Origin of the sequence: Sphingobium sp. B2D3A (assembly GCF_025961795.1) — a bacterium.
Classification (GTDB): domain Bacteria; phylum Pseudomonadota; class Alphaproteobacteria; order Sphingomonadales; family Sphingomonadaceae; genus Sphingobium.
On the sequence record NZ_JAOQOI010000001.1, the window covers coordinates 581013 to 606667 of the forward strand.

Here is a 25655-nt window from a genome sequence, read left to right on the forward strand (position 1 = left end):
GTTCACCATGCCGCAGAAGACTGATGCGCCGATCGAGGTCACTGCATTTTCATGGGTGCCGCCGTTCGCGCGCGGCCATGTCCGCGATCTGCGGGTGCGCTGGGCGCTGGAGGAGGCAGGCCTCGATTATCGCACCCGCCTGATCAGCGCCATCGACCGGCCGGCGGACTATTATCGCGAGCAGCCCTTCGGCCAGGTGCCGCACTATCGGGAGGGGGATGTCGCCCTGTTCGAGAGTGGCGCCATCGTCCTTCACATCGCCGAGAAGGACGAGCGGCTGATGCCGCGCGATCCCGTCGGGCGGGCGCGGGCGATCACATGGGCCGTCGCCGCACTCAACAGCATCGAGCCGGGCATCATGCACCTTGCCGACATCGACCTGTTCTGCGCCGGGCAGGAGTGGGCCAGGCTGCGACGAGCGGATGCGGTGAAGCAGGTCGAAGGCCGCCTAGACCGGCTGGCCACCGCGCTGGGCGACAAGCCCTGGCTGGAAGGGCGCTTTACGGCCGGCGACCTGATGATGGTCGAGGCGCTGCGCAATCTCACGCCGGATCGCCTCGCCATACCGGACGTGCTGACCGCCTATGTCGCGCGCGGCGAGGCCCGTCCCGCATTCAAGGCCGCCATGGCGGCGCAAATGGCCGACTTCATCCCCGATGAGGCGGTCCAATCAGAAGGAGTATCCGCATGACCTATATCGATGGCATTCTCGTGCCGGTAAAACCCGGCCGCAAGGCAGACTATCTGGAGATCGCCCGCCGGGTCGATCCACTCTTCATCGAATATGGCGCGCTGCGCGTGGTGGAGGGCTGGAATGACGATGTGCAGCCCGGCAAGACCAACGATCTGCGCACCGCCGTCCTGGCGGAAGAGGGCGAGGACGTCGTCTTCTCCTGGATCGAGTGGCCGGACAAGGCGACTCGCGATTCCGGCTGGCAGAAGCTGATGGCCGACGAGCGCATGGCGCACGCCCCGGAAGACAATCCAATGGTCGGCCCGCGCATGATCTACGGCGGCTTCGCCGTGATTCTGGACGAGCGCAAATAGCATTGGCGGGAGGAGGCGGCCCCATGACCAACAGGCATGGCGAATTCATCTGGTACGAGCTGATGACTTCCGATCTTGAGGCCGCCCGCGCCTTTTACAGCGCCGTGGTCGGCTGGCGCATCGCGGAGCGCAGCGACATGCCGGGCATGGACTATCGCATGATCCGCGCCGCCGATGGCGAGGTCGGGGGCATGATGGCGCTGGATGCCGAGATGATCGCCGGCGGCGGGCGCCCGATCTGGCTCGGCTATATCGGCGTCGATGATGTCGATGCGACAGCGGCGGCGATCCCGGCCATGGGCGGTCGCCTCTACGTACAGCCGCAGGACATCCCCGGTGTCGGCCGCTTCGCCATGGCGGCCGACCCGCATGGCGCGCCCTTCTACATCATGCGCGGCAGCGTCGAGGGCGGCGTCAGCCGCGCCTTCTCCCCGCAGGCGGTGGGCCATTGCAGCTGGAACGAGCTATCCACGCCGGACCAACCGGCAGCGCTGGCCTTCTATACAGGCCTGTTCGGCTGGACCAACCCCTCCGCCATGCCGATGGGGCCGATGGGCGACTATCGCTTCCTGTCCGTCGGCGATCTGCCCATCGGCGCCAGTCTGGAACAGAAAGACCAGCGGGCCGAATGGCGCTTCTATTTCCGCGTGCCGTCCATCCGCGCCGCGATGGAAGCAGCGGCAGCGCATTGCGGCACCATCACCACAGGCCCCCATGAGGTTCCCGGCGGTGACTGGGTCGTCATGGGCACCGATCCGCAGGGTGCGCGTTTTGCGCTTGTGGGCGGGCGATAAGGAGGAGCGAGCATGACCAGCGCGATCACGCCCTGCATCTGGATGGACGGCACCGCCGAGGAGGCCGCGACCTTCTACGTCTCGCTCTTCCCGGATTCCCGGATCGACCGGATCGTCCGCTATGTCGATGACTCGCCCTTCCCGCCCAGTTTCCCCGCCGGCACGGCCATGCTCGTGCTGTTCACGCTGGGCGGTCGTCCCTTCTCCGCATTGAACGGCGGGCCGATGTTTCCGCAGACCGAAGCCGTGTCGTTCGTCATCCCCGTGGATGATCAGGCCGAGCTGGACCGCGTCTGGACCGAACTCATCGCGGATGGCGGCGCGGAAAGCATGTGCGGCTGGTGCAAGGATCGCTTCGGCGTCTCCTGGCAGGTCGTGCCGCGCCGGGCGCTGGAGATGCAGGCCAGCGACGACGCAGACGCCGTCCGTCGCATGAGCAGCGCGCTCATGACCATGCACAAGATCGACATCGCCACGCTCGAAACCGCCTTTTCCGGAGACTGACCCCGTGAGTTACATCCTCTACGCCCATCCCTTTTCCAGCTACAGCTGGAAGGCGATGATCGCACTGCACGAGAAGGAACTGCCCTACACGCTGCGCAATGTCGAAGACGAAGGCGTGATGGACGCGCTGCGCGACCAGTGGCCGCTCGGCAAGTTCCCGGTGCTGGTGGATGAGGACACACCGGTGATCGAGGCGACGACGATCATCGAATATCTCGACCTGCGCCACTATGAGCGCGCGCCCTTGATTCCCGCCACTGCCCATGATGCGCTGGATGTGCGCTTCATGGACCGCGTGTTCGACAATCATGTGATGACGCCGGTTCAGGCGGCGGTGACCGAGGCCCTGCCCCACCTCATCGGCGCGAGCGATCCGGTGCGCACCCAGCGCGCGCGCGATGCGCTCGAGACCATTTATGGCTGGCTGGAAGCGCGGCTGACCGGGCATCTCTGGGCCTCGCCGCAAGGCTTCAGCATGGCGGATTGCGCCGCCGCGCCGGCTCTGTTCTATGCCGATTGGGTCCACGCCATTGGCGAGCGCTATCCGGAATTGCGCGCCTATCGCGGGCGGCTGAACGCGCGCCCGTCGGTTGCCCGCTGTATCGAGGGCGCAAGGCCCTATCGCCATTATTTCCCGCTTGGCGCGCCGGACCGGGATTGAAATCCTTAACCGACCGGGCCGGCTGCCGAGGGGTCACGCTCCCACGCTCCCCCGGCCTGTAGCCTGTAACGATCAGCGCTGGCTCGCGATCCGGGTTTCACCGCCCTTGCTGATCTGCACCGAGTCCCCCGCGCCTTCGATCCGCGCGCCGACATAGCTCAGCTCCTTCTCGGTCACGCAAACCCGGCGGGACATGCGCGTGCCGGTCGTCGCCTGCTGCTTGAAGCAATAGAAGGTCTGGTCGCCACGCTTCAGCACCTTGGCCGGGATCTGATAGGTGGCTTCGGCAGCAGGCGCGGCCAGCGCCGGCTGGGCCAGCGGCAGGATGGCGACGGCGGCAGCGGCGGCGATCAGATGAAATTTGCTCGACATGTTGGTTCTCCCTACTGAATTTTTTTCAGTCCCGAATGACTGACACACAAGGCATTGCACTTTGCGTGCCAAATCATAAAAACACGTTTTTTCAGTACTTTGTAAATCATGAGGCTCAGCGCCTTTAAAAGGCCCCTCCCACAGGTTGGTTATTCGTTCAGATAGTTGGTGAAATTCACCATCGCGCACCCCCGTCATATCGAGAGCACGCTATTTTGTTTGCGCTTCATCCGCTCTACGCTCACCACCGCGAACAGAATGGGGGGCGCACCCCCGTGAGGAGAGCCAGACGATGAGGATGACGAAGGCGGCGTCGAACGCGCCCGCCAAGGCCCGCGAGGCACGGCGCTGAATGGTCTGGCCGCACAGCTTCACCGATCTGCGTGACGCCGCCCGCCGCCGGTTACCGCGCTTCCTGTTCGATTATGTCGATGGCGGGAGCATCGACGAGCTGGCCCTGGCGCGCAACAGCGCCGCCGTTCGCGCCGTCACCTTGCGCCAGCAAGTGCTGAACGACGTCTCGGCATCCGATCTTTCGACCACTTTGTTCGGGCAAAAGCTCGCCATGCCCCTGATGCTCGCGCCGATCGGCATGGGCGGATTGCTGGCGCGGCGCGGCGAAGCGCAGGCGATTCGCGCTGCCCATGCCAACGGCGTGCCGATGGTCGCCTCGACCGTGACGGTCTGCTCGGCCGAGGAAATCGCCGGCACCGGCCTGCCCTTCTGGTTCCAGCTCTACATGGCCAAGGATCGCGCGTTCATCGCCGATCTGCTGGCCCGGGTGAAGGCACTGGGCTGCAACACGCTGTTCATGACCGTGGACCTGCCCCTGCCCGGCCCGCGCTGGCGCGACCAGCGCTCGGGCCTCTCGGGACCGCCCGGCCTGCGCGGTCAGGCCCGGCGCTGGCGTGAGATCCTTGCCCATCCCGGCTGGGCCTGGGATGTCGGCCTGCATGGCCGTCCGCATACGCTCGGCAATCTGGTGCCGATCATGAATGGCAAGGTGCGCATGGGCGATTTTCTGCGCTGGAGCGGCCAGAACTTCGATCCGTCCGTCACCTGGAAGGATCTGGCCTTCATCCGCGAGCATTGGTCCGGCACGCTCGTGCTCAAGGGCATCATGGACCCGGCCGACGCAGTCCGCGCGGCGGAGATCGGCGCGGATGGCATCGTCGTCTCCAACCATGGCGGCCGCCAGCTCGATGCCACGGTCGGCACCGCGCAGGCTCTGCCGGATATCGTGGCAGCGGTGGGTGATCGCCTCACCGTGCTGATCGATGGCGGCATCCGCAACGGCCTCGACGTGCTGCGCATGCTGGCGCTGGGTGCCAAGGGCGTCATGATCGGCCGCCCCTGGGCCTTCGCCCTCGCCGCCGGGGGAGAAGCCGCCGTCTCCCGCATGCTCGCACAATATGCGCTCGAACTGCGCTCCGGCCTCGCGCTAACCGGCTGCGCCCGCGTAGCGGACGCCGGGCCGCATTTGCTCGATCATCGGGGCGTAGGCGAACAACCTTAGGCAGCGTGGACAAATTCGAACGACAGCTATTCTCCGTGCCGATCGGGAGGCAGACTGTCAGGACATGACGACTTTTCGGACGTATGCCACTTTGAATTGATCCGGCGGTGAGTAGGGCGATCTAATGCTTCAAGCCCATATTTGTCTTAATAAGGCAAAGCCATATTGGGTTATTCACGCATATTGCCCTACAAAGTGAAACACCGCACCTAAAAGAGGATTTCCTTTTAATCGATCACCCCCATGAAAATATTCAAATGAGTTCAGTGATTCTCGGATTATTTCTTTTGTTTCTTCAATTGAATAATGAGAAAAAGGTCGTATTATTCTAATTTTCCATTCCATAACCGTGTTACTGTTTGGGTTGTTTTTACTAGAATTTTCAGAGGATGGTAATTTTTGGACTTCGTACTCACCATAAAATAGAGTGGAGCCTTGAAGTCCGACAAGTTCGAAATCGTAGTACCTTCGCCCAGAATACGTGATCTTGAGCTCCAAATTCCTCTCGGGGTCCCACGTCCGTTTTCTGTCGCTAACGAAGGTCAACTTTCAGCCTGCCTTGATCAATGGCGCTAAATCTAATCTTGCCTCGCTGCTCCTGGCGGCCGCAGGCCCCCATCGAGCGGCACATCCAATCCCTTTGCGCCGTTATCGGTCGATTCTCGGCGCTGGCATCGATAAGGTCAATGCCCGCCCGACAAACCAGCTATCGGGCGGGGCATTATAGACTGCCCAATAGCGGACAATCCGTGCGGGCCGAATTTGTCCACGCACTCTAGCCCCTCCTGTTGAGCTTCGCTTGCCTGCGGCTCAGAGGAGGGGTTGGAGTGGTGTTACCCCCGCGCAGTCATTCGCCGGCTATGCGATGCTGGCGCATCGCCACCATCCCCAGCCCCTCCTCTCAACAGGCGGGGAGATTCAGCCTCCCCGTCAGGCCGCCTGTTCAAGGGCGGTCGAGCCGCTTTCCAGCAACATCGTCGCAGCCGCGGTGTTGGAAATGGGGATGTGATAGTTCCGGCTGACCTCGGCCACATCCTCGCCCAAGGCCCCGCGCGCCGCGATCCAGTTGACGATCTCGATGCCCTGGCTGCCGGCTTCCTCAACGATATCCAGCGCGCTGATTTTCGTCAGCGCATCCGGATCGGGGCCGAGATTGTCCATGCAGAACTGGTCGTAGCGCTGGTTGATGAAGCCGGCGCGTTCCCCGTCCAGCTGGTGGGAGAGTCCGCCGGTGCCGAACACCACGATCCGCTCATCGCCCTGCCAGCTGCGCAGCGCCTTGCCGACCGCGCGACCCAGCGCCAGGCAGCGCTTGGGGCTCGGCAGCGGATGCTGCACGGTGTTGATGGCGATGGGCACGATGCGCACCGGCCACTGGCCGCCGCCGGGCCAGGACAGCTGGAACGGCACGACCAGCGCATGATCCACCAGCATCGACTGGCAGGTCGTGACGTCGAATTCGTCCTCCACCAGTCCCTCGATGATGTGCCAGGAGAGGGCAGCGTCGCCCTTGAACCCGTTCTGCACCGGCAGGCCCCAGCCTTCATCGGCATTGTGGTAGCTGTCCGCCGCGCCCACCGCGAAGGTCGGCATCTTGTCGAGGAAGAAGTTGAGGCCGTGGTCATTGTAGAAAACTACGGCAACGTCCGGTCTGGCGGTTGCAAGCCAGCGATGGATCGGCTTGAACCCATCGAAGAACGGGCTCCAATAAGGGTCCTGCTCCTGACCGCGCGCAATGGCGCCGCCGATTGCCGGCACGTGGCTGGTGAAGATACCACCGAGAATATGCGCCATGGCTCAGGCCTCCTCTTGCTGATGGGCTGCGTCGAGCAGCATTTGACGGAAAGCCTCGACACTCATGCCGGTCTGCTGCGCCCCCACATCCTGCACGTTGAGGCCATAGATGCCGGCCAGCTTGGCGAGATAATAGATGTTGCCGCCCGCCTCGATCATCTGGAGGACGTTGCGGGCGCGGACCGCCTCGCGCTGCTCTTCGGTCAGATGGAAGCGCTCGAAATAGGCTTCCTCGTCCGCCTGATAGGCGGCGCGATTGGCCGCATCGTTGAACGAAAAGCACATGGCGTTCAGCGCGAAGCCGCGCGCCGCCGCATCACCGTCGAAGACCGGCGTACCGGGAATGATTCGTTTGGCGGTCGTTCCCGCCTCGATCGTTTCGATCGCACCCATTGATCCATGCTCCTGCTTCAGGACTGGATCCGTCACTGCGCTCCCCGCGCTGGGCAGACATTGACCTTGATCAAGCAGGGGATGTTGATCGCGCGGGGGGTCGTCGTCGCAGCGGCCCTGCCGCTAGGACCGATCGACATTCAGATGATGGCGAGTCGAAAATGGGGGTTTTTCGCGACCCTTGAAACGAGCCGCGTGCCTCATTTCAACGCCGTGTACTCACGGTACATGAGCACCGGAAGCGCGAGAGGCCGCCAGCGCTGAATGTCGATCGGTCCTAGCGGGTCACCAGAAAGCGCGGCGATTAAGCTCGTGGCCGAAGGCAAGCAGGGCGACGCCGAGCAGCGTGTAAGGCGTCTCGCCGGCCCAGCCATGGGGCAGGCTGAGCGCCCCGGCCATGATGCCGAGGCCGAGCGCGCCGACCGCAACCGGCAGCGCCATGCCATGCTTGAGCGCGCCGTGGCCGAGCGCCAGTGCGCCGAGCACCATGGCGATCATCAGGCCGGCCTCATGGATGATCTCCGCCTCGAAAATGCCCGCGACAGAAGACAGCACGCCCACAGCAATCGCCGTCGTCAGGCAATGCACGGCGCACAGGCCGGACAGGCCGATGGCCAGCCGGTCGAGCTGTGGCATTGTCCACATCCGGGGTGCGGTGAGCGTTCTCATTGCAAGGGCCATACGCCCCCTCGCGGGAAGATACAACATATCCTTTGCCTCCGGGTGAGGCCTTTATGCGGGGGGCTTGCTTCCGCCGATCCCGCGGCGCATGGGGACCGGATGGCTGAACTTGCGCACTCGTCCTCGCCCGGTGCGCCCGCGGTCGGCGGGCGCCATCTTGGCCGTCCCGCCCCGCTGGCACGCTGGCTGTTCGTCGTCGCGGGCCTGATTCTCTTCATGGTGGCGGTGGGTGGCATCACCCGCCTGACCGAGTCGGGCCTCTCCATCACCGAGTGGAAGCCGGTGACCGGCACCCTGCCGCCCATGAACGAGGCGCAGTGGCAGGAAGAGTTCGACCAGTATCGCACCAGCTCACAATATGCGCTGATGAACAAGGGCATGACGCTCGAAGCGTTCAAACACATCTATTTCTGGGAATATTTCCACCGGCTGGTCGGCCGCATCATCGGCCTTGCCTATGCCGTGCCGCTGGCCTGGTTCGCGCTGCGTCGCGCTATTCCGCGCGGCTTCGGTGTCCGCTTGCTGGTGCTGCTGGCGCTGGGCGGCGCCCAGGGGGCCGTCGGCTGGCTGATGGTGAAGAGCGGCCTTGTCGACCGGGTGAACGTGCAGCCGGCGATGCTCGCCGCGCATCTGGGCATGGCACTGATCCTGCTCGGCGCCGTGGTGTGGACCGCCTGCGACTTCCTGCGGCTGGCCCGGCATGGTGCCGCCAATCCCGTCGGCGCCACCACTCCCGCCAGCCTCGCGCCGCGACGGGCCGTGCCGACATGGGCGGGCACCATCCCCGTGCTCATCCTCTTCATCCAGTTGCTGCTCGGTGCGCTCACCGCCGGTCTGCGCGCCGGCTATGTCTCCAACACATGGCCGATGATGAACGACCGCTTCGTCCCCGACGGAATCGCATGGTGGGGATCGCTGTGGATGACGCTGACCAGCGACCCGTTCCTCGTCCATTTCCTCCATCGCTGGTGGGCCATGGTCGCGGCGGGCGCCATGCTGTGGATGGCCGGGCGCCTTCATGCCCAGGGCGCGCTCCGCCTTTCTTATGCGCTGACCGGCGCCACGCTGGTGCAGGTGATGCTCGGCATCGGCACGGTGCTGACCGGCGTGTCGCTGCACATTGCCGTCACGCATCAGGTCATCGGCGCGCTGCTTCTCGCCATCGCGGTGGCCGGCGCGCATCGACTCGGCCAGCGGGATCGCGAATCGGATCTCGCGCCTGCGCGCGCATGAGCGAGATCGCTCTGGTCTACGTGCCTTATGGTTCGCGCGCGGAGGCTGAAGCGGCGGGCCACCAGATGGTGCAAGAGCGACTGGCCGCCTGCGCCAATGTGCTGGGCGAAGGCTGCTCGATCTATCCGTGGGACGGCGTTATCGAGCAGAGCGCCGAAACCGTGGTGCTGTTCAAGACCGCGCCGGACCGCTACGCGGCGCTCATGACCGCCATTGCGCAGGCCCATACCTATGATCTCCCCGCGATCCTCACCTGGGCCGCGCAGACCACCCCGGCCTATGCGGCATGGGTGCACGAAAAAACGCGGCCCGACGCCCGTCCGGACTGATAGGGTATCCTGATACCCGTCAGCAAGGGCGTGCTTTTTCTTGACTCTCCGCCCCCTCATCGCCATTGGAGCCGCACGGGCGGTGCCTTTTCCGGGGCGCCGCTGTTGTTATTTTCTGGATACTCATTCCTGGAGGCAAGAGGCCATGAAGGCGCTCATGAAGACCACCAAGCCGGCAACCCCGGCCACGGTCGAGAAGAAATGGTTGCTGATCGACGCCGAGGGTCTCGTCGTTGGTCGCGTCGCGAGCATCATCGCGAACATCCTGCGCGGCAAGCACAAGCCCAGCTTCACCCCCCATGTCGACTGCGGTGACAATGTCATCGTGATCAATGCCGACAAGGTGAAGTTCACCGGCAACAAGCTGACCGACAAGCGCTATTACAAGCACACCGGCTATGCCGGCGGCATCAAGGAGACCTCTCCGCAGAAGGTGCTCGAGGGTCGTTTCCCCGAGCGCGTGCTGGAGAAGGCCGTGGAGCGCATGATCCCGCGCGGTCCCCTCGGTCGTCAGCAGATGCGCAACCTGCGCGTCTTCGCGGGCAGCGAACATCCGCATGAAGCCCAGAACCCCGAAGTGCTCGATGTTGCGGCGATGAACCGCAAGAACAAGGTTGGTGCCTGATGTCCGATACCGTCAACTCGCTGTCCGATCTGCAGGACCTCACCCAGGGTAACGCCGATGCGCCCGCCGCCACCGACGCCGTGCAGGCACCGGTGAAGGTGTCGAACGCGCCGCTGCGCCAGCAGGAGCTGGACAAGCAGGGCCGCGCCTACGCCACCGGCCGTCGTAAGGATGCCGTCGCCCGCGTGTGGGTGAAGCCCGGCACCGGCAAGATCACGGTCAATGGCCGCGATCAGGAAACCTATTTCGCACGTCCCACGCTGCGTCTCGTCATCAACCAGCCCTTCACGGTCACCGACCGCACCGGCCAGTATGACGTGATCTGTACCGTGAAGGGTGGCGGTCTTTCCGGTCAGGCCGGCGCCGTGAAGCACGGCATCGCGCAGGCGCTCAGCAAATATGAGCCCACGCTGCGCGCCGCCGTGAAGGCAGAAGGCTTCCTCACGCGCGACCCGCGCGTCGTCGAGCGCAAGAAGTACGGCCGCGCCAAGGCTCGCCGCAGCTTCCAGTTCTCGAAGCGCTAAGAACGTCGGCGTCGTTTCGCGAGGCCGGACTATGGTCCGGCTCCGCGGACGCGCAGGAGGTTCAGAATTTCCCGTCCGGGACCGGAACAAGGGCTGCTCTTCAGGGCGGCCCTTTTCTTTTGGGCGCGTTGTGGGCGCAGCGCTCATGGATTCACGCGCGACGGCTTGACCTGCAACAGGGCTCACCTACCTTGAACTTGCGGGCCGGGCCTCTCTGGCGATCCCCTATGGATCGTGATGTCGGACCGCATCGAGTGCGCTCGGTGCCGGCTCCAGACTCACTGAAGACCTGCATCAGCCACCCGATCGACAATCGTTCCATCGGAGGTTTTTCATGACATCAGCCCAGTCCATGCCCTGCCCGGTTTGCCACGTGCCGCTCGTGATGAGCGAGCGCCAAGGCGTCGAAATCGATTATTGCCCCCAATGCCGCGGCGTGTGGCTGGACCGGGGCGAGCTGGACAAGATTATCGAGCGCGCCAGCGTAGAACTGGCGCCTGTCCCTCCGCCGCAGACCCGCGCCGAGCCTTATCCGCCTCAGTCTCAGGCTCACCAGCCGTACCGCGATGAGCGATATCGCGAGCAGGGCTATCGGGATGACGGCTACCGCTCGCATAAAGGCTATCCCAAGCGGAAGAAGTCGTTCCTCGAAGAGCTGTTCGACTGATCGAGGGTTTAGCTCTCACAAGCCGTCCACGCCCAGCCTCCGCTCGATGCCGATCCGGTCCAGAAACGCGGCATCGTGGCTCACGACGAGTAAGGCGCCGTCATAGTCGACGAGCGCCTGCTCAAGGAGCTCGATGCTCTCGATGTCGAGATGATTGGTCGGCTCATCGAGGATTAAAAGCTGCGGCGGCACCGGCCCGCTTGTGATCACGCACAGGGCGGCGCGCAGCCGCTCGCCACCGCTCAGCACCGCGACATCCTTCAGGGCATCGCGGTTGCGGAAGGCGAAGCGGGCCAGCGCCTCATGCGCCATGTGTGGGGTCATACCGGGATGCGCGGCCAGCATCGCGGCTTGCAGGGTCTGGCCGGGCCTCAGAAGGTCGGCATGCTGGTCGAGCAGCGCGATCCGGCCCGCCCCGCGATGGATGGTCCCCGCGCTCGGCTCGGCCCGCCCGATCGCCAGGGTCAGCAGGCTGGTCTTGCCACTGCCATTCGGCCCAGTGACCGCGACGCGCTCTGGCCCGGTCATGGCGAAGGACAGCGGGCCGAAGAGCCGGCGCCCGCCCCGGTCCAACACCACATCCTCAAACCGCAATACCGTGCGATTATGTGGGAGGCCGGCCGATGGCAGATGGATCTGAAGCGGCGTCAGAACCTCGACCTGCACGCGGGCGGCCTCCAGCGACTGGCTTGCCGCGCCGATCTGGCGCTCGGCCTGCTGACGCTCGCGCGCCCCGCTTTGCTCGGCCTGCTCGGCCCGCTTGCCGAGCAGAATGCGCGGCTGATCCCCCCGCGCCCGGGCAGTGCGCCCGGCTTTGTCCCGCCGGGCCTTGCGCTCGGCCTGAGCCTGCGCATCCCGCTGCTGCCGGGCGAGTGTGCGTTGGCTGCGATCCAGCGCGTCCTCGGCCCGTGCGCGCATCGCATCGCGACTCGCCACAAAGGCGCTCCACCCTCCGCGGACGCTGAAGGCCCCGACCGGCGAGAGCTGGACGATCCGGTCCATGCCTTCCAGCAGTGCGCGATCATGGCTGGCTACGAGCGCGCCGCCCGGCCAGCAGGCCAGCAACGCCGCCACCGCGGCCCGGCCGGCGTCATCGAGATTGTTGGTGGGTTCATCGAGCAGCAGCAGTTCGGGCTCTGCAAGCAGCATCGCCGCCAGCCCGACGCGGGTGCGTTCCCCACCCGACAGCGTCGCGCAATCGCGGTCCAGAGCCGTGCCGGTCAACCCGACGTCCGCCAGGGCCCGCTCAAGGCGCTCGGGCAGAGTCCAGTCCGCCTCCGCTGCATCCTCCAGCGATCCCTCGCCCCCGTCCAGGCGCGCGAGTCTCTCCAGCGCATCGGAAAGGCCGAGCGCTTGTGCAACGCTGCCGGCATCCAGCTGGATCTGCCGCAAGGTGCCGATGCGCCCGGTCCGGTGGATCGTCCCCGCCTGTGGCGCGCCGCCCTCGGCGATCATGGCGAGCAGGCTCGACTTGCCGGCGCCGTTGCGCCCGACAAGGCCGACCCGCTCCCGCCCGATGGCCAGAGTCAGGTCAGAGAAAAGCGCCGTCCCGTCAGGCCGGGCGAGCGTGACGTGATCGAGGGTGAGAAGAGCGGGATTCGGGCCGGGCATGGAACACCTGTGACGAAGGAACAATCGGGCGGATGTCCGGTGCCTTGTCCATGATGATGTGCTCCTGCTGGCGTTGAAGGTGCGATGTAAGCGCGATCGTGCGCGGAATCAAATCCGCCGCACCAAGCGCGCGACGAGAAGCATCGCGGCGGGAAAGCTGAGCGCCCACAAGGCACCCACCCAGATCAGCCACGGCCAAAACATCTGCAGCGCCAGCGCCGGCATGAGGAGGCCGTTGGCGAGCAAGGCTGCATGGGCCGCGCGACCGCCCCGCCCGGCTGGAAGCGCGAAGGCAGCCAGCAAGGTAGCGAGACTCATCAGAGCGTAGCCCAGCAGATCCACCGCGAAGAGGAAGCTACGATAGGGCAGGAAGAGAAAAGGCTCGATGCCTGCCGTATCGCCACTGGCCAGTCTCGGCCCGACGAAGGTGAGCTGAACGAAATAGACGAGGCCCGTGAGCGTGGCATACATGATCGCGAAGCCAAACGCGCTTTGACTGACGGCCCGGCGCCCCGGCGGCGCGAGCCGATGCCGGGCGGCCGTGAGGATCACGAAGGCTGGGCCGAGCAGCAGCGACGGCGTGAGCAGCAGCGCCAGCCCGCGCGGGGTGCTGGCAGCATTCGGGCCGCCGGCAGAGCCTAGCACGCCGAGCCATTCGAGCAGTTGCCCGCAGACATAGGCAAGGGCGAGCAATGCGCAGGCCAATGCCGCCGCATAAGCCAGCCGTGCGGCGATCGCGCAGTCCCGCTGCTCTGATGGATTGCCCATCGTCTGCCGCTCATCTTCCAACATGTGCAGAAGATAGGTTAGCCATCGCCGCCGGGCTTTGCGCGGGATCAACAGCATCCTCCATATTGCCCGCTGGCGGCGGGGGTGCTAACCGCCAACCTCATGCACACGCCGCCTGAAATCATTCACGTTCATGCTCGCCGAGTCTCCTGTGATGGCTCGGGCCACGGCATCCCCGCTGCGCTGGGGCATCCGCGCATCTTCCTGGAGATCGACGAGCATGGCTATGTCGATTGCGGCTATTGCGACAGGCGCTTCGTGCTGGCGGGTGGCCCGGCCGACACCCCGGACATTGTGAACAAGCCAGACATTTCGTCCGGCGCCAGCCTCTGAACGGCTGACGACCCACCCGGCGAAGACCGGGCCATCAACGGAGAGGATCGACCGCCCATGCCATTGCATCCCGTGCCGGTCGACGATCCCGCTGTCTGGACCAGTACCGAAATCGGTGGACGCGAGGGCTTCACCCATCGGCTTTCCCCTGCGCAACGCGACGCTATCGATCGCGCCGTGCTCCGCGTGCGCGGCCGAGTCGCGCATGACATCCGGCGCGAGGAATTCTCCTGCCCTGAAATCGACGCGCTGATGAAGGCAGCGCGCTGGCAGCTTTTCCATGGCTGCGGCGCGGTCATTCTCTCCGGGATCGATGCTGGCCGTTATGATCTGGCAGATCATGAGCGGCTCTATTGGGGGCTTGGCACCCATATCGGCACCGGCGTCGTGCAAAGCCCACGTGGCGACCATATCGCCCATGTCCAGAAGGAAGAGGGCGGGCCGCCGCGCGGTTACACGTCCGATCTGGAACTGCGCTCCCATACCGATTTTCACGAAGTGCTCTCGCTCTACGGCCTTCGTGCCTCGGCGCAGGGTGGCGAGAGTGGTGCTGTCAGCCTGCTCGCCATCCACAACATCATGGCCCGCGAGCGACCCGATCTTCTCGCCCGTCTGTACGAGGGCCATTATATCGACTGGCCGCAGCGGCCGCAGCCTCACGAAGAGGCGCTGCCTTTCTTCTGGACATTGGATGGCAAGACGAGCGGGTTCAACAACCGCGTGTTCCTGCGCCATGGCCGCGAGCCGGAGAAGCTGCCCGCTGCGTTCCGCGAGGCGCTCGCCCTGTTCGACGAGGTCGCGCTGCGGCCCGATGTCCGCACCGACTTCGTCCTCCAACCCGGCGAAATGTTCTTCTGGCACAATTTCCTCGTGCTGCACTCGCGCCAGCAATTCCACGACACGCCCGATGCGCGCCGCCTGCTGCTGCGCCTGTGGCTGAACATCCCGAACGGACGGCCGATCCATCCCGCCATGCGCAGCCTGACGACGGAGATTGATGCATATCATGGCGGGGTTGCGGTGCCGGCCTAGGAGGGACCGATCACCTTGGGAGGACGGCCCATGCCTCGTATCTTGCTCGCTCTTCTGTGTTTTCTCATCGCGATGCCGGCGCAGGCGAGCACGCCCTGGTCCCGCCCGGCGGCCACAACGCTGCTCGATTATGGCCGCAAGATTGACTCACATGGCCTCGATCCGCGTGATTATGAGCTGGACCGGTTGCGCGGCGCTCTCGAAGGCGGAGACCAGCGCGGCCTTGACATCGCTGCGACGCGCAGCTTTGCCTTGATAGCCCGCGACCTCGCCAATGGCCGGGTGCCTGCCGACCAGCGCCGCCTCTCCTATTTCCGCACCCCCAATCTCAGCCCGGACGCGGTGCTCGCCCTGATCGACCGCGCGCTGAGCAGCGGCGATATCGCTGCCGAGCTGGACCGGCTGGCCCCTGCCCATGCCGATTATCGCCGGCTCCGGGCCGCGCTGCTGAGCCTGCCGGCCGATGCCGTGGCGGACCGTGCCCGGCTGCGCGCCAATCTCGAGCGTTGGCGCTGGCTGCCCCGCGACATGGGGCCGCGTTATCTGATCGTGAACGTGCCGGAATATGTGGCGCAATTGGTCGATCGCGGTGCGGTGCTGGCCACGCACCGGGTGATCGTGGGCAAACCCGGCACGCCGACGCCCCAATTCACCACCACCGCCACTGGGGTCATCCTCAACCCGACGTGGACCGTGCCGCAGTCGATCGTGCGCGAGAGCGTCGGCGCGTTGATCCGCACGCGCCCGGCCACGGCCCGCGCGCGGGGCTATAGCTGGACCCAGCAGGGCGGCAGCCTGCAGGTCGTGCAGCAACCAGGCCCCGGCAATGCACTCGGGCAGATGAAGATCGACATGCCCAATCCGCTCGCCATCTTCCTGCACGATACGCCGAGCAAGAGCCTGTTCGAGAAGGAAGAGCGCACCTTCAGCCACGGCTGTGTGCGCACGGACCAACCGTTCGACCTCGCCGTGGCGATGCTCACCGGTACGGACTGGACGCGAGCGCGGATCGACGCTGCAGTCGCCGCCGGCACCACCGTGACGGCCAAGCTGTCCGCACCGATTCCGGTCTACATCGTCTACATGACAGCGCGTGCCGATGCGAAAGGCCGGCTCAACAGGTTCGATGATGTCTACGGGCTGGATGGCGACATTGCCGCAGCCCTCGGCGCCGGCAACCTCGCCGCGACCCGGCAACTCTCCAGCATGGGATGTCTGGCTGGCTAGGCGCCCCGTAACACGCTCGTCAGTGGCGGCGCCTTACACCTTGTCGGCGTAGAGCATCCGTCCGGGGCCGAGCCAGTCGAGCAGAGGGTTGATCTGCGTTTCGCTCACGGCAAAGCAGCCCTCGCTGCGCCCCAGCTTGCCGAGGCGCTTCACCATGTCGTCATTGCTGTACCAGGCGCCGTGAATCACGATGGCGCGCGATTCGGCATTGTCGTTGCTCGTCTCCAGCCCGATCAGCCGCTGCGAGCGTCCATGCTGGCCAGTATAATGAGCGCCGGTGAGATAGGCCCCGCGCGAGCTGGCGTTGGAGCCGGGCGCATTGCTGAAGCTGTGCAGGAAGCCGCTATGCGCCGGATCGGACCCACGCCCGTGCGCGACGGTCAGCAGCCGGTGGAGGCCGCTCTCGCGATCGACCAGCAACATCCGCGCGGCGGCCGAGGGCAGCGAGAAGTCCACGACGACGAACCGGTCGCGCAACTTGACGCTATACTGGTCCATGGCCGCTTCCGCCTTGGCAACGAGCTTGGCCCATTGCGGCGGCGTGCGCACGGCGGCGCGCACACTGGCAGGCACCAGAGCAGCCGATGCGGCCGCTCCAGCGAGCGTAAGAAACTGACGGCGATGCACAACGGACATGACGGCTCTTTTCGATCAATCGATGATTGCAACGCGCCCCGCATCCCGTCCCCACGGAGGCTTCGATAGATCGGAAAATAGGGGAAGAGCCCTCATTTGCCAAGTCCCGTGCGGTGCATCGTGCCTTTCGATGGCCGCACGTTGGGGAAGAAAACCCCACGACCTGACCACCCCGTGCTCCTGCGAAGGCAGGAGCCTAGGGCGCATGGGACCGCCTAAACCGCCCTGGGCTCCTGCCTTCGCAGGAGCACGTAGTGGGTGGGTGGAGAGCATTTGATCGCCTCAAACGGGCCGACGCGGGACATGATTATCTCGGCTGGCGGCGGCCCGTGACCAGCCGAGCCGGATGCACACCGCACCCAGCCCGCCTCTTCACCCCTTCATCCCTCGAGCTGCTTCTGCAGCGTGCGGATATCCGCATCCATCTCGGGATTATCGAGACGCATCGCCTCGATGGTCTTCACGGCGTGGATCACCGTGCTGTGGTCCCGTCCACCGAACACGCGGCCGATTTCCGGCAGCGAGCGCGGCGTGAGCTTCTTGGCCAGATACATCGCCACCTGACGCGGACGTGCAACCGCACGGGCGCGACGCTGTGAGCGCATTTCGGACTGGTCGATCCGGTAATGAGCCGCGCACAGCTTCTGGATCTCGTCGATGGTGATGCGCCGGTGGCTGGCTCGCAGCGATTCGGCCAACATCGACTGTGCCAGTTCGGTGGTGATCGCCTTGTCGACGAGCTGGGCATAAGCCACCAGCTTATTAAAGGCGCCCTCCAGCTCCCGAATGCTGGTGCGGATGGCCCCGGCGAGCAGGGCGATGACGTCGTCCGGCACCGCAATGTCCGCCACTGCTTCGCGCCGCGCTTCCAGAATTTTCATGCGCAGCTCGAGGCCTGCAGGCTGGATGTCGGCGACCAGCCCGCCGGCGAGGCGGGACAGGATGCGCGGATCGACCGAGCCAAGCTGCTGGGGCGGCCGATCGGCGGCGATCGCGATCCGCGCACCGGCATCGATGAGATCGTTGAGCGTATGGAGGAATTCCTCCTGTGTCGGCCCCTTGCCGGCGATGAACTGGATGTCGTCGACCAGCAGCATCCGTGCTTCGCGCAGCCGGGCCTTGAACGAGAAGGTGTCGTTGGCGCGAATCGCCGCCACGAACTCGTTCATGAACCGCTCGGCCGACATATAGAGGATCGCCCCCTCCCTCGGCGGCGCACCGGTGCTGCCGCCAAGCGTCTCGCCATAGGCCTGCGCAATGGCGTGGAGGAGGTGCGTTTTGCCAAAGCCGGTCGGGCCGTGGATGAACAGCGGATTGAAGGCCGGGCGGGTCGCGCCGGCCATGGCCTTGGCAGCCGACGCCGCCAGCACATTGCTCTCGTCCGTCATGAAGCCGGCGAAATCGTGACGCGGCTCGAAGCGTTGCGCAGCGCGCCGCCCCGCCGACTCGCGGTTGGTCGATGCGTCTTGCGAGGACGCAAGCGCCCGCGCCGACTGGCCCGGACGCGCCGTGCTCTCCTGTGGGCGGAAGCCGCGCGGGGTGACCGGCACCGTTTCAGGCGCTTCGCTGGCTCGAACGATGCGCAGGTCATGCACGCCGACCGGCGTCGTGCGCCAGGCCAGAGCAATACGGGTGGCGAAATTGCTGGAAACATAGCTCGCCGCGAATTCCGACGGCGCCTCGATATCGAGCGTGCCGGACTGGGCGCAGAAGCTGCCCAGCCGCAACGGCCGAATCCATTGATCGAACAGGCGAACCCCGACGGCCCTGCGCAGCCCCGCGCGGATCTCCGTCCATGCCTGTTCCAGCGCCTCGCGCTCGGGCTGCTCGCCGATGTCGGCTGGCCCGATGCCGTCGGCAACGCTGCTGAAATGTTGCTGATTCACGTGTTGCCCCATGTCTTCCCGATCCCCGATCGTCCTACTCCTCGCAGGTGATCTGCTGTCAGACGCTGGACGCGAAAATCCCTCGCGGGAGTGCCCCTCCCACGTCCAGTGTTCAACTCAGACCGCTGTATGACGTGGCTACGATTCGAGCCCCGCCGAGGGCAAGTTGTGGCAGTGCTCGCCCCCCCGATCAAGCACGCCCTCTGTCAAAAATCTGAAATAAAATGCTTGACCACGGAATCCCGACCGGAAGGACGGTTAAACAGATAAGGCACTGATATCTAGTATATTTTTTAGGCATCGGGAAGCCGGAATTTGCTGCGCCCGCTGCGAATCGTTGGGATTCCGAAGATCAGGTCGCGGCGCTCCTGCACCCCGAAAGTTTAACCGTTCGGACACCATTTGCGCTTGTCCTCTTCTTGTTCTCACGCGGCTCGCTCAGCGCGCTCCATCGGGTTCCATCGAGGCCTGCGACTCGGACGTCCAGCCACCGCCCAATGCCTTGTGGAGCGCAATCGCAGCCTGCACCGCCCCCGCCTGCGCGCGGTTCAGCTGCTGCATCGCGGACTGGCGCGCCAGAGCGGCCCGCGCCAGGGCGAGCCGGTCGTCCTCGCCAGCGGCCTGGCGGCGGGACACCAGCGCATAGGCAGCCTCTTCCCGCGCCAGCGTCTCGCGTGCTGCGATGAGCCCCTCCACGCTGCGGTCGAATCGATTGATCGAGTCTTCACTGTCCGCCAGCGCGCCGACCACGGCGCCATCATAGCGGGCCGCCGCTGCCTGCGCGCGCGCATCGGCCGCGCGCACCATCGCCCGCGCCCGCCCGCCGTTAAACAGCGGCCAGAACAGGCCGCCCCCGCCCTGCAGCCGGGTGCTGTCCCCGCTCACCAGATCGCCGATCGCGCGGGCCTGCTGGCCAACAGCCAGGCTGAGCGACAGGCGCGGGAAAAGATCGGCCCGCGCCACGCCGATGTCGGCCGTGGCTGCCGCCAGCTCCCGCTCGGCGCTGAGAATATCCGGCCGGCGCCGCAATAGCTCGGAGGGCAAGCCCGCCGCAATGGCCGGCGGCGGCGCAGGAATGGCGCCCGGCTGCTCCAGTTGCGGGACCAGCGCGGCGGGTTCCTTGCCGACCAGCCGCGCCACTTGCACCGCTGCGCTCCGCACGCCGGCCTGCGCCTGCGTCACCGCCAGCCGGGCGGTCTCGGCCTCGCCCCGCGCGCGGCCGGCATCGATGGCATTGGCTTCGCCAGCACGTTCCAGCAGCCCCGCCAGATCGGCAAGCTGCGTGCGCGCGGCAAGCATGTCCTGCGCGACCGCAAGATCCGCCTGCGCCTGCCGCAGACCGACATAGGCCCGCGCCAGCTCGGCGATCAATTGCATCCGCACCGCTTGCGCCGAGAGCGCCGCCGCCTCGCTACGCGCCTGCGCGGCCTCACTCTGGCGCGCCTGCCGGCCCCACAGATCAAGTTCCCAACTGGCGTCGAAGCCGACATCGAACAGCGGGAAGTCCCGCGCGAAACCGGGAATCTGGCCCACCGGCATCTGGCCATTCTCGCTCAGCACCACCTGATTGCCGCTCGCGCTCGTCGTTACCTGCGGCAGGCGCTCGCCGCGCACGGCATCGCGATTCGCCCGCGCCTCCGCCACCCGCGCCTGTGCCTCGCGCAGGTCCGGATTGCCGGCCAGCATCTGCTCGACCAGCCCGTTAAGCATGGGATCGTGCAACTGCTCCCACCACCGCTCGGCCTGCACGGCGCCCGTCCCAGCCTCGCCCAGCCAGCGATCCGCCAGTTGGGTCTGCGGCGGCGCATAGGCGGGACCGAGCGCACAGGCGGAGAGCAGCAGTGGTGCCAGCGCAGCGCCGGCGAGCGGAGGGAGAGAGGTAACACGCATGGACTTCACTCCATTCGGGCACGGAACAGCCAGGCCGCCGCACTCAGAGAGACGAGGGCTATGACGCCAAGCGGCCAGAGCTGATGGAACACGACGGCGGCGGGCATGGCCTTCAAGAACAGGCCCTGCACGATGATGAGGAAATAGCGGACCGGATCGGCGTGCGTAATGATCTGCAACCAGTCCGGCATATTCTCGATCGGCGCGGCATAGCCGGAGAGCAGGATGAGCGGCACGGTGACGATGAACGAGCCGAGAAACGCCTGCTGCTGCGTCATCGACATGGCCGAAACGAGCAGACCCAGGCCGATGAGGGCAAGCTGGTAGAACAGCATCGCAATGAGGAAGAGCAGGAAGGAGCCGGTGAAAGGCACCCCGAACGCCACCTGCGCCACCACCAGAAACAAGACGCCGTTGACCATGCCGACCAAGAGCGGCGGTACCATCATGCCGATGAGGATCTCATGTACCCGCATGGGCGAGACCATCAGCTGATCGAACGTCCCAAGTTCCCGCTCGCGCGCCACCGCCTGCGAGGTGATGGCGATGCCGGCTATCGAGATGATCAGCGCCACCAGTCCCGGCAGGGTGAACCACATATAATCGAGGCTGGGATTGTACCAATGCGTCACCGCGCTCCCGCCGGCCATGCGCGCACTGATCGGCGCCAGTTCCGCCCCATAGCCCGCCGCGATCTGGTTCACATAGCCCGCGACGATCTGTGCGGCATTGGACCGGCGGCCATCCAGCACCAGGCCCAGCGTGGCGCTTTGGCCTCGGGCCAGCCGCTGGTCGAAATCCTCCTGAATGACGAGCGCCGCAAGCACCTTTTGCTCGTCGATCGCCTCTTCCATCGCCGCCATGGAGGGCAGCACGATGACGTCCCGAAAGCGCGGACTGCCCTCGATCCGTTGGAGCAATTCCTGCGCATGGGCGCCGCCGGAGCGATCGACGAGGCCGATGTCGACATTCTTGACGTCCAGCGTGGTTGCGAAGGTGAAGATCAGCAACTGGATCAGCGGCGGCAGCACGAGCACGATGCGCGACTTGGGATCGCGCAGCAGCGCCCAGATCTCCTTGACGATCATCGCGCGCAGGCGGGTGAACCGGGCGGCCATCAGTCAAGGCTCCGCCGCGTGGCGCGGAAGCACAGGATGAAGAACAGGAGGCCAAAGCCCAGCATGATGAGGATGTTGGGCAGGATGATCGCCCAGATGTCCCCGGCCATGAACACGGTTTGCAGCGCTGGAATGAGGTAGCGCGCCGGCACGGCATAGGTCAGCGCCTGGATCGGCCAAGGCATCGACCCGATCTCGAAGATGAAGCCGGAGAGCAGGAAGGTGGGCAGGAAGGAGGCGAGCAACGCCACCTGACTGGCCACGAACTGGTTGCGCGTCGTCGCCGAGATGAACAGCCCCAGCCCCAGCGCCGGCAACAGGAAGGCAGCGGCGATGGCGAACAGGGCGAAGATCGATCCATGGAAGGGCAGGCCGAAGGCGGTCACCGCGATCACCGTACACAGCGCCATGGAGACCATGCCGAGCAGGAAATAGGGCAGCACCTTGGAGAGAATGAACTCAGTCATCCGCATCGGCGTGGCCAGCAGCGCCTCCATGGTGCCGCGCTCCCATTCACGCGCGACGACCAGCGCGGTGAGCAGCGTCCCGATCATCGTCATCACGATGGCGATGGCGCCGGGCACGAGGAAATAGCGGCTCTGCAGGCCCGGATTGAACCACATCCGTTGGGAGACATCGATGGGCGGCGCAGCCCCGCGCCCGAGGCGCATCCCCAGCTCGTCGGCCATCCATGTCTGGCGCACCCCCTCGGCATAGCTGGCGACGAAATTCGCCTGATTGGGCTGGGTGCCATCGGTGACGATCTGGATTGGTTGCGGTGTCCCGTGCGCCATGGCCCGGCCGAAATCGGGCGGAATGACGACGAAGCCGCGAATCGCACCCTGCTGCATCAGCGCGCGGGCGGGCAGCACGGCATTGAGCGGGGTGACCTGGAAATAGGGCGAATGGGCATAGGCCTGCGCCAGCCGCGCGGCCGGCGCGCTGTCATCCTGCACGACCAAAGCGATCTTGGTGTCGCGCGGATCAAGGGAAATCGCATAGCCAAAGAGGAAGAGCAGCAGCAGCGGCATCGCAAAGGCGATGAGGAAGGTCGAAGGATCGCGCCGGATCTGGGCATATTCCTTGACGATCAGCGCCAGCAGCCGACGGCGCGAAGAGCCTGCCATGGCGCCAGCACGCGCCTCCACCTGCGCCAGCGTCGGGTCGGGATCGGGCCTGCTCATGCCGCGGCCTCCGCGTCCCGATGGGCGTCGGACGCCTCGATGAGGGCGATGAACGCATCCTCCATCGTAGGATCATCCTTGCCGGTCAGCTCGCCGGCTTTCGCCTTAAGCGAATCAGGCGGACCGCTGGCGATCTGCTGTGCGCGATAGATGAGCGTGACATCGTCGCAATATTCGGCCTCATCCATGAAATGGGTGGTAACCAGCACAGTAACGCCGCGCCGGACGAGGCCGTTGATATGCGTCCAGAACTCGCGGCGCATCACCGGATCGACACCGGATGTCGGCTCATCGAGGAACAACACCGGCGGCTCGTGCATCACCGCGCAGGCCAGAGCGAGGCGCTGCTTGAAGCCGAGCGGCAGCGTCCCGGCATTGCGCTTGAGGTTGCCGCCCAGCTCGAAAATGTCGGTAACCCGCTCGATCGCCGCGCGCGCCTGCCCGCCGGACAGATCATAAGCGCCGGCGAAGAAGTCGAGATTCTGCGCGACCGACAGATCCCCATAGAGCGAGAATTTCTGCGCCATATAGCCCAGTGATCCGCGGGCCTGTGCGGCGGCCCGGCGCAAGTCGTGGCCGGCTACGGAGCCACTGCCCTCGCTGGGCGTGAGCAGGCCGCAGAGCATCTTGAACGTCGTCGATTTGCCGGCGCCATTTGGCCCCAGCAGGCCAAAAATCCGGCCACGCGGAACCGTGAAGCTCACATCACGCGCCGCCGTGAAGTCGCCAAATCTTTTGGTCAGACCCCTGGCTTCGATAGCGGGTGCCTCGCTGGCGGGAATCTCGCGATAGGCCGCTGCCAGCGCGCTGGTCCCTTCCGGCCCGCCCCCCAGCCGCTCGATGAACCCGTCCTCAAAGCGCGCGGGTGCACGCGACACCTGCGTTTCCGGCCCCATATCGAGCGCATCGGCATTGGGTACCGGATGGCCCTCGCCGATAAGCAGGCGGATCGCGCGGCCCTGCAAGGTGCCGTCGATCACGTCTGGCCGGTCGAGCGCGCGGGTGAGCGCCTGCCGCCGGCGCTCGGCAAAGCCGGTGACCCGAATCACGCGGTCGCTGATCGCATCGGTCAGCGTGGCCGGCGGGCCGGTGAACAGCGTCCGCCCCTCGCTCAGCAGATACACCGTGTCGCACATCTCGGCCTCGTCGAGATAAGCGGTGGACCAGAGCACGCCGATGCCCTCCTTGGTCAGCTCGGCCACCATGGCCCACAACTCGCGACGGCTGATCGGATCGACGCCCACGCCCGGCTCGTCCAGCAACAGCAATGGCGGCGTGCTCACCAGTGCGCAGGCCAGGCCCAGCTTCTGCTTCATGCCACCCGAGAGCTTGCCGGCCGGGCGCGCCTGAAAGCGGGCAAGGTCGGTGAATTCGAGGAGGCGCTTGAAGACGCTCTCCTGCGCATCGCGCGGCAGGCCCCGCACCTCGGCATAAAGGCCGAGATTCTCGCGCACGGTTAGGTCTTCATAGAGGCCGAAGCGCTGCGGCATGTAGCCGATCGAATCAAGGCGATCGGCAGGCGGCGCGCCGAGAATGGAAACGGTGCCTTCATCCGCCCGCATCAACCCGGCCAGCACGCGAATCAACGTTGTCTTGCCGGCACCATCCGGCCCCACCAGCCCGGTAACCTTGCCCGGCACCACAACCAAATCGACCCCGCCGAGCGCGCGCGTGTCGCCGAACGCTTTCACGATCCCCGTGGCCGTCGCAACCGGCTGGCCATCGCCAGCGACTGGCGCGAGGTCACTCATATCGGCCTACCGCCGTTATTCCGTCGCGATGGCGACGTCCCGCGCATGGTCAGCGCTTCGCTACAGGAGCGGCATCGGCGATGGAGACGCTCACCGGCTGGCCCTGCCGCAGCTTGCCGTCCGGATGATCCACGACGATCCGCAAGCGATAGACCAAGTCGGTGCGCAGGTCGCTCGTCTCCACCGTCTTGGGGGTGAATTCCGCGCGCGGCGAAATATAGCCGATGATGCCTGAATAAGATTTGGGGTTGCCGTCCGCCGTGATCGTGACCGTCATGCCCGGCGCGATCCGGCTGAGCTGGTTCTCGGCCACATAGGCTCGCACGCGCACAGGACGATCGATGGCCAGCGTGAAGACGGTTTCGCCCGGCGCCACGATCGCGCCGGGTTCGCGCGCGCGCGTCACCACCACACCATCCACGCTCGCGAGCAGGCGGGCGTCGTCGAGATCGGTGCCAACGCCCTTGCGCGCAGCCTCTGCGGCCTGCAGCGCCGCGCGCGCCGCCTCGACGTCTTCGCGCCGCGCGCCGGTGCGCACCAGGGTCAGCGCCGCCTGCGCCTCGGCGAGCTGGGCATTAGCGCGATCGCGCATGGCGACGGTCGATTCCCACACATCGCGGCTGATTGCGCCCGGGGCGACCAGCGGCTGCCGGCGTTCATAATCGCGCTGGGCATCGCGCGCCGCCGCCTGCGCTGCCGCAAAGCGAGCCTGCGCCTGAGCGACATCTTCCGGCCGACTGCCGCGCTGGAGCTTGAGCAGTTCCGCGCGAGCCTGCGCCACGCGCGCATCGGACTGGGCGACGGCGCTATCGATGGAGGCCCGGTCCAGCTCGGCCAGCAGCATGCCTTGCTTGACGCGCTGGCCTTCCTCGACCGGGATCTGCGCGATCCGTCCGCCGACCCGGAAGCCGAGATCCACTTCCCGAATGTCGACATTGCCATAGAGCGTCAGAGGCCCGTCATCCCGCCCCAGCAGCCCGAAGCCGCGCGTGCTCACGGCGGCGATCAGCAGCACGGCGACGATGATGAGCACGATCAGGCGCTGGCGGGTCATGGCG

The 25655-nt window shown here is 65.7% G+C and carries 27 protein-coding genes; 14 read left to right on the top strand and 13 right to left on the bottom strand.

What is annotated here, in order from left to right; genetic code table 11:
* Positions 1-7 precede the first annotated feature (7 nt).
* The 5 genes from M2337_RS02635 to M2337_RS02655 are packed head-to-tail and all read left to right on the top strand — an operon-like array spanning position 8 to position 3006.
* Entirely contained in the window at positions 8-691 is a 684-nt protein-coding gene (locus M2337_RS02635) for a glutathione S-transferase family protein (RefSeq protein WP_264571583.1), read from the top strand.
* Positions 688-1047 (top strand): DUF1428 domain-containing protein, encoded by a 360-nt coding sequence (locus M2337_RS02640; protein WP_264571584.1) that lies wholly within the window; start codon positions 688-690, stop codon positions 1045-1047. The genes M2337_RS02635 and M2337_RS02640 overlap by 4 nt, the downstream gene beginning before the upstream one ends.
* A 23-nt stretch (positions 1048-1070) precedes the next feature.
* Positions 1071-1841 (top strand): VOC family protein, encoded by a 771-nt coding sequence (locus M2337_RS02645; protein WP_264571585.1) that lies wholly within the window; start codon positions 1071-1073, stop codon positions 1839-1841.
* A 12-nt stretch (positions 1842-1853) separates the two neighbouring features.
* Positions 1854-2345, top strand: a complete 492-nt coding sequence (locus M2337_RS02650; RefSeq protein WP_264571586.1) for a VOC family protein — start codon at positions 1854-1856, stop codon at positions 2343-2345.
* 4 nt (positions 2346-2349) lie between these two features.
* Positions 2350-3006, top strand: a complete 657-nt coding sequence (locus tag M2337_RS02655) for a glutathione S-transferase family protein (RefSeq protein WP_264571587.1) — start codon at positions 2350-2352, stop codon at positions 3004-3006.
* Between the two features lie 72 nt (positions 3007-3078).
* Here the strand turns inward: M2337_RS02655 and M2337_RS02660 are convergent, their stop codons facing one another.
* Positions 3079-3378 carry a hypothetical protein gene (locus M2337_RS02660; RefSeq protein ID WP_264571588.1) on the bottom strand — a complete coding sequence of 100 codons (300 nt, stop codon included), beginning with the start codon at positions 3376-3378 and terminating at the stop codon, positions 3079-3081.
* A gap of 352 nt (positions 3379-3730) precedes the next feature.
* On the opposite strand from M2337_RS02660, the gene M2337_RS02665 reads away from it, so the two are divergent.
* On the top strand, positions 3731-4894 hold the full coding sequence (locus M2337_RS02665; RefSeq protein ID WP_264571589.1) for an L-lactate dehydrogenase: 1164 nt from the start codon (positions 3731-3733) through the stop codon (positions 4892-4894).
* Positions 4895-5824: 930 nt separating this feature from the next.
* Here the strand turns inward: M2337_RS02665 and M2337_RS02670 are convergent.
* The 3 genes from M2337_RS02670 to M2337_RS02680 form a co-directional block, all read right to left on the bottom strand.
* Entirely contained in the window at positions 5825-6688 is an 864-nt protein-coding gene (locus M2337_RS02670; RefSeq protein ID WP_264571590.1) for a class III extradiol dioxygenase family protein, read from the bottom strand.
* A gap of 3 nt (positions 6689-6691) precedes the next feature.
* Positions 6692-7081 (bottom strand): protocatechuate 4,5-dioxygenase subunit alpha, encoded by a 390-nt coding sequence (locus M2337_RS02675; RefSeq protein WP_181560971.1) that lies wholly within the window; start codon positions 7079-7081, stop codon positions 6692-6694.
* A gap of 285 nt (positions 7082-7366) precedes the next feature.
* Positions 7367-7717, bottom strand: a complete 351-nt coding sequence (locus tag M2337_RS02680) for a MerC domain-containing protein (RefSeq protein ID WP_264571591.1) — start codon at positions 7715-7717, stop codon at positions 7367-7369.
* A gap of 144 nt (positions 7718-7861) precedes the next feature.
* On the opposite strand from M2337_RS02680, the gene M2337_RS02685 reads away from it, so the two are divergent.
* The 5 genes from M2337_RS02685 to M2337_RS02705 all read left to right on the top strand — a co-directional run bounded on the left by M2337_RS02685 (position 7862) and on the right by M2337_RS02705 (position 11140).
* Positions 7862-8995, top strand: coding sequence for a COX15/CtaA family protein (locus M2337_RS02685; RefSeq protein ID WP_264571592.1), 1134 nt, complete (start codon positions 7862-7864; stop codon positions 8993-8995).
* Positions 8992-9324, top strand: a complete 333-nt coding sequence (gene cutA / locus M2337_RS02690; protein ID WP_264571593.1) for a divalent-cation tolerance protein CutA — start codon at positions 8992-8994, stop codon at positions 9322-9324. Before M2337_RS02685 ends, cutA begins: the two co-directional genes overlap by 4 nt.
* A 145-nt stretch (positions 9325-9469) precedes the next feature.
* Positions 9470-9949: a 50S ribosomal protein L13 gene (gene rplM, locus M2337_RS02695; RefSeq protein WP_181560974.1), complete on the top strand. Its 480-nt coding sequence runs from the start codon at positions 9470-9472 to the stop codon at positions 9947-9949.
* Entirely contained in the window at positions 9949-10473 is a 525-nt protein-coding gene (rpsI, locus tag M2337_RS02700; RefSeq protein WP_264571594.1) for a 30S ribosomal protein S9, read from the top strand. Before rplM ends, rpsI begins: the two co-directional genes overlap by 1 nt.
* Positions 10474-10807: 334 nt before the next feature.
* Positions 10808-11140 (top strand): zf-TFIIB domain-containing protein, encoded by a 333-nt coding sequence (locus tag M2337_RS02705; protein WP_264571595.1) that lies wholly within the window; start codon positions 10808-10810, stop codon positions 11138-11140.
* Between the two features lie 15 nt (positions 11141-11155).
* Here M2337_RS02705 and M2337_RS02710 read toward each other — a convergent pair whose 3' ends face one another.
* Together M2337_RS02710 and M2337_RS02715 are read right to left on the bottom strand one after the other, a co-directional pair.
* On the bottom strand, positions 11156-12751 hold the full coding sequence (locus tag M2337_RS02710; RefSeq protein ID WP_264571596.1) for an ABC-F family ATP-binding cassette domain-containing protein: 1596 nt from the start codon (positions 12749-12751) through the stop codon (positions 11156-11158).
* Positions 12752-12859: 108 nt separating this feature from the next.
* Positions 12860-13519: a hypothetical protein gene (locus M2337_RS02715; protein ID WP_264571597.1), complete on the bottom strand. Its 660-nt coding sequence runs from the start codon at positions 13517-13519 to the stop codon at positions 12860-12862.
* Between the two features lie 123 nt (positions 13520-13642).
* Between M2337_RS02715 and M2337_RS02720 the strand changes: the two genes are divergently transcribed.
* The 3 genes from M2337_RS02720 to M2337_RS02730 are packed head-to-tail and all read left to right on the top strand — an operon-like array spanning position 13643 to position 16132.
* On the top strand, positions 13643-13873 hold the full coding sequence (locus M2337_RS02720; RefSeq protein ID WP_181561563.1) for a zinc-finger domain-containing protein: 231 nt from the start codon (positions 13643-13645) through the stop codon (positions 13871-13873).
* Between the two features lie 57 nt (positions 13874-13930).
* Positions 13931-14905, top strand: coding sequence for a TauD/TfdA family dioxygenase (locus M2337_RS02725; protein WP_264571598.1), 975 nt, complete (start codon positions 13931-13933; stop codon positions 14903-14905).
* A gap of 30 nt (positions 14906-14935) precedes the next feature.
* Positions 14936-16132 carry a L,D-transpeptidase family protein gene (locus M2337_RS02730; RefSeq protein WP_264571599.1) on the top strand — a complete coding sequence of 399 codons (1197 nt, stop codon included), beginning with the start codon at positions 14936-14938 and terminating at the stop codon, positions 16130-16132.
* 33 nt (positions 16133-16165) lie between these two features.
* Here M2337_RS02730 and M2337_RS02735 read toward each other — a convergent pair whose 3' ends face one another.
* From M2337_RS02735 to M2337_RS02765, 7 genes are all read right to left on the bottom strand, one after another.
* Entirely contained in the window at positions 16166-16768 is a 603-nt protein-coding gene (locus tag M2337_RS02735) for a murein L,D-transpeptidase catalytic domain family protein (protein ID WP_181560981.1), read from the bottom strand.
* A 380-nt stretch (positions 16769-17148) separates the two neighbouring features.
* The gene (dnaA, locus tag M2337_RS02740) at positions 17149-18666 is read right to left on the bottom strand and encodes a chromosomal replication initiator protein DnaA (RefSeq protein ID WP_264571600.1); all 1518 of its coding nucleotides are present in this window, start codon (positions 18664-18666) and stop codon (positions 17149-17151) included.
* A 426-nt stretch (positions 18667-19092) separates the two neighbouring features.
* Positions 19093-20544, bottom strand: a complete 1452-nt coding sequence (locus M2337_RS02745; protein WP_264571601.1) for an efflux transporter outer membrane subunit — start codon at positions 20542-20544, stop codon at positions 19093-19095.
* A gap of 5 nt (positions 20545-20549) precedes the next feature.
* A complete protein-coding gene (locus tag M2337_RS02750) occupies positions 20550-21662 on the bottom strand; it encodes an ABC transporter permease (protein ID WP_264571602.1) in 1113 nt (370 codons plus the stop codon).
* Positions 21662-22846: an ABC transporter permease gene (locus tag M2337_RS02755; protein ID WP_264571603.1), complete on the bottom strand. Its 1185-nt coding sequence runs from the start codon at positions 22844-22846 to the stop codon at positions 21662-21664. Before M2337_RS02755 ends, M2337_RS02750 begins: the two co-directional genes overlap by 1 nt.
* Positions 22843-24597 carry an ATP-binding cassette domain-containing protein gene (locus M2337_RS02760; protein ID WP_264571604.1) on the bottom strand — a complete coding sequence of 585 codons (1755 nt, stop codon included), beginning with the start codon at positions 24595-24597 and terminating at the stop codon, positions 22843-22845. The genes M2337_RS02755 and M2337_RS02760 overlap by 4 nt, the downstream gene beginning before the upstream one ends.
* 49 nt (positions 24598-24646) lie before the next feature.
* On the bottom strand, positions 24647-25651 hold the full coding sequence (locus M2337_RS02765; RefSeq protein ID WP_264571605.1) for an HlyD family efflux transporter periplasmic adaptor subunit: 1005 nt from the start codon (positions 25649-25651) through the stop codon (positions 24647-24649).
* Positions 25652-25655 lie beyond the last annotated feature (4 nt).